This is a genomic window from Streptomyces sp. NPDC051662 (assembly GCF_040681655.1).
In the GTDB taxonomy this organism is placed as follows: Bacteria; Actinomycetota; Actinomycetes; order Streptomycetales; family Streptomycetaceae; genus Streptomyces.
The window spans coordinates 1-3,582 of the sequence record NZ_JBFAZD010000066.1 but is presented as its reverse complement, the minus strand read 5'-3'; the positions used below and the strand labels follow the sequence as shown (position 1 = coordinate 3,582).

The following is a 3,582-nucleotide window of genomic DNA, read 5'->3' as shown; positions in this document are numbered from 1 at the left end:
CCGCTCGCCGCTCGCGGAGAAGTTCGGCCTGCGCGAGACGCCGACCCGGGCGCGCACGCACTCGCGCAGCCTGTTCACGCACATGGTGGGCGTGCCGCCCCCCGCGGTACGTCAGAGGCGCTTCGCCGCCCGCAGCAGCCCCGCGTAGAAGCCGTTGCCGTCCAGGCGCGAGGTGCCGCCCTGGTCGCCGATCGTCGGGCCGTTGACCTCTTTGCGGCTGGAGACGAAGATCTGGTGGCCGTCGGTGTCGTTGCCCATGTACAGGCCGACATGGTCCATCCGGTTCCCGGTCCGCTTGTCCATCTTGAAGAACACCAGGTCGCCCGGCTGGAGCTTGCTGGTGGACTCCGGCCGCGTGTACCAGGGGGCGGGGCCCTGGAGTTTGTAGATGTCCACGCCGACGTCCGAGCGCGTCATGCCGTTGGCGGTGCGCGGCAGACCGTCGCCCACCTTGTCGGTCCCCATCAGCGGGTAGCGGGCGCGATAGCCGAACACCGTCCGGATGAAGCCCGAGCAGTCCAGCGCGCGGTACTTCGGCTGCTCCGGCTGCATGGTGGTGCCGTCCCGGAAGGTGTACGGGATACCGAGGTAGTCGTAGAAGTCGGACTGCTCCAGGCGGTTCGTGGGATTCGACTCGTCGATCGGCCCGAAGAACGCGTCGCCCGCGTACGGAACGCCCTCGTCGTCCTTCTTGATGGGCGCGCCCTCGACGTACTGGAAGGCGAACGCGAAGATGTCGTCCTCCTCGCTGCCGTAGTACTCCTTGAACCAGTCCTTGAACCACTTCTCCTTCTCGGCGCCCTTCTTCCACGCCTCCGGCATCAGCCGCACCCAGTTCTCGGTGACCACCCGGGACTTGGTGTTCGTGGGCTCGTCGAAGGTGCGGCTGGGGCCGTTCAGGGTCGCCGTACGCGCGTCGTCGGTGAAGGTGGCGAGGATGTCGCCGTCGCCGCTGCGCAGCACCGAGCGTGCCGGGTTCTGCAGCCGCTCCCAGGTCTGCTCGCCGGCCGTGCTCCCGTTCCCGGACGTCAGCGCGGGGATGTCGGTGATGGCCTGGACGGCGGGCGCCTTCGCCTGCTCGTCCTTGCGGAGTTCAACGGTGAGATAGGCACTGCCGGCCAGCAGCGCGAGGACTGTCGCGGCATGCAGGACCGGGCGGCCCCGCTTCTTGGACTTGGCACTCATGACGAATCGGCTCCCGTGGATGGGCGGGTCAGGCTGACGGCAGGGCGCCGAGCAGGATGCCGGCGGTGAGGACTACATAGGCCGTGAGCGTGACCGTGCCGGTGGCGAGGATGGTCGCGCCCTTGGGCTGGCGTACGAGCTGGTAGGCGATCAGACCCGGGACGATGAAGCCGAGCGTCTGGTTCGCGTACATCAGCGGGAATTCGAGCGAGAGCACGATCATCAAGGTGCCCTGGAGGAGCACACCGATCATGACGACCGCGGAGAACAGGCGCTTTCCGTAGAGGATCACGAAGCGCTGCACGACCAGCGTGGCCACATACGTCAGTACGGTCACGCCGACGACCATGGCGGCGCGCTGGAGGTCCTCGACGAGGGTCAGCGCCAGCCAGCCCGGCGTGATCATGCCGCCGGGGGAGAGGTTGGTCGTGAGGTAGCAGATCAGGGAGAACATCAGGCCCAGACCGATGCCGATCGCGGCGATCTCGGGGGTGAGGACTGCGGGGATCAACGGGGTTCTCCTGGGTTCTGCGGCGCCACGGAGTGCGAGGTGTCCGGGGAGTGCGGGAGCTGTGGGTACTCGGGGTGGTGCGGCTGCTGGCGGGGCGAGGAGTGGTGCTGCGCGGGGTCGCCGGAGTCGTACGGGTCCGGCTGCTGGTCCTGTGTCCGCTCCGGCGTCTGCTCCGGGTTCTGGACCGGCATCTGGACCGGTTCGAACAGGCCGCGCTCACGCGGCGGACCGGCGGCGGGACGCTGCTGGTAGCGCTGCTCGTACGCCTCCGGGTAGGGCTGGAACGGGTCGAGGCGCGGCGCGTAGCGGGCCAGTGCCATCGTCTCTTCGTGACGCGGGTGCTGCTGCTGCTGTTGCTGCTGCGGGGCGGTCCCGGTCCCGGTCCCTGGGCCGGCGTCGGCGGAGACGACCGGGATGGCGACGGTGTCCGACACCTGACCCTGGCCCTGCGCCTGGCCCTGGTCCTGCGCCGGAACGTACGGTTCCGCTGCCTGTCCGGGAGCGGTCCGGCGGGCGGGCGGTCCGGCGGGCGGCTCGGCGGGCCCGTCCTCCGGGTCCGGCGTCTCGTCCGGCGGCAGCTCCGCCAGGTGTTCGAGCAGCAGCTCACCCTGGCCGTGGATATTGCCGATCGCGACCAGCGAGGAGTCGGATCCGAGCATGCCGAGCAGCTCGCGCATGAACTCCTCGGGATCGCGCTTGTCGCCGCCCAGGTCGACCGCGCGCGAGCGCCAGTCGGCGGGGATCGCGTCGATGGCGCTCTTCGCCGGATGGCCGATGACGAAGACCTTCTCCGGCTGGAGTTCGGGGATGATCTCGCCCATCTGGCCATTGCGCTCGACCCGGTCGGGACGGCAGTTGATGACCACATGGAGCGGACGGTTGATCGCGCCCAGATCGAGCAGCTGGTTGATGTTCATCAGCGTCGACTCGGGGTCGTTCGCCGCGAAGACGTTCGCGAACCGCAGCCGCTTGCCGTCCGGCGTGAGATAGCGCTCCACGGAGAGGACACCCGGGTCCGGCGGCGCGTCGTACATCCCCTGGAGCGCGGTCTCGCGCTCCACGCCCAGCAGTTCGGCGACCTTCAGCGCGATGGCCACGTTCTCCTTGAACGTGAACCAGCTGAAGCCGCGCAGCTCCTCGTCGGAGACCGTCTCCGGGTCCGCGTAGATCAGCTGGCAGTTCCGCGCGTCGGCCTCCTCCTGGAGGATCGCGAACCGGTCCTTCTCCGCGGTGACACAGATGCCGTCCTCCGGCATGGAGCGGGAGAGCGAGCGCGCCACGTCGTCGAGGGTCGGACCCATCTCGGCGAGATGGTCCTCACGTACGTTGCACAGCACGCCGATCGTGGACCGGATCAGCTTGGACTGGTTGATCTCCTGGAGCGCCGGCATGACGGCCATGCACTCGATCACCAGCGCGTCGGGGTTGTACGCGGCGGCCCGGCGCACGATGCCGATCTGCTCCACCACATTGGCGATGCCGAACTTGCGGTAGACGGGCTCCTCGGTCGCGTCCGGGTGGATGAACCGGGCAGCCGTACCAGTGGTCTTGGCGACCGTGATCAGCTCGCCGCCGCGCAGCGCGCCCGCGCACAGCCGGGTGATGGACGACTTGCCGCGGATGCCGTTGACCAGTACCCGGGTGGGGATGCGGTTCAGGTTGGTGAAGTGCCGTCGCTGTTCGACGAGTCCGGCGACCAACAGGATCGTGCTGCACACGAGCAGCACGAAATAGAGGAAGAGCACGGTCGGTCAGATCCTTTCGGCGAGGGCCGGTGGCGCGCCTTCGCGCCTGCGCTGCTCCTGGAGTTGCTGGCGCAGGAGTTCCAGGGAGCGTGTGATGGCCCCGACCTCGTCGTGATGGCGCGGGTAGAGGACGGTGCGGCG

The 3,582-nt window shown here is 68.7% G+C and carries 3 protein-coding genes; all 3 read right to left on the bottom strand.

Annotated features, from left to right (window positions below; translation table 11 throughout):
- Nucleotides 1–111: 111 nt before the first annotated feature.
- From AB0M67_RS41525 to pgsB, 3 genes are read right to left on the bottom strand one after another with little or no spacing between them, the layout of a single operon-like run.
- A complete protein-coding gene (locus tag AB0M67_RS41525) occupies nt 112–1,185 on the bottom strand; it encodes an NlpC/P60 family protein (protein ID WP_365753399.1) in 1,074 nt (357 codons plus the stop codon).
- A gap of 28 nt (nt 1,186–1,213) precedes the next feature.
- Entirely contained in the window at nt 1,214–1,696 is a 483-nt protein-coding gene (locus AB0M67_RS41520) for a poly-gamma-glutamate biosynthesis protein PgsC/CapC (RefSeq protein ID WP_365753397.1), read from the bottom strand.
- On the bottom strand, nt 1,693–3,441 hold the full coding sequence (gene pgsB, locus AB0M67_RS41515; protein WP_365753395.1) for a poly-gamma-glutamate synthase PgsB: 1,749 nt from the start codon (nt 3,439–3,441) through the stop codon (nt 1,693–1,695). The genes AB0M67_RS41520 and pgsB overlap by 4 nt, the downstream gene beginning before the upstream one ends.
- Nucleotides 3,442–3,582 lie beyond the last annotated feature (141 nt).

Bases quoted from the DNA above. Each gene is read 5' to 3' on its own strand.
- AB0M67_RS41525 (WP_365753399.1), bottom strand. From the start codon at position 1,185: ATGAGTGCCAAGTCCAAGAAGCGGGGCCGCCCGGTCCTGCATGCCGCG.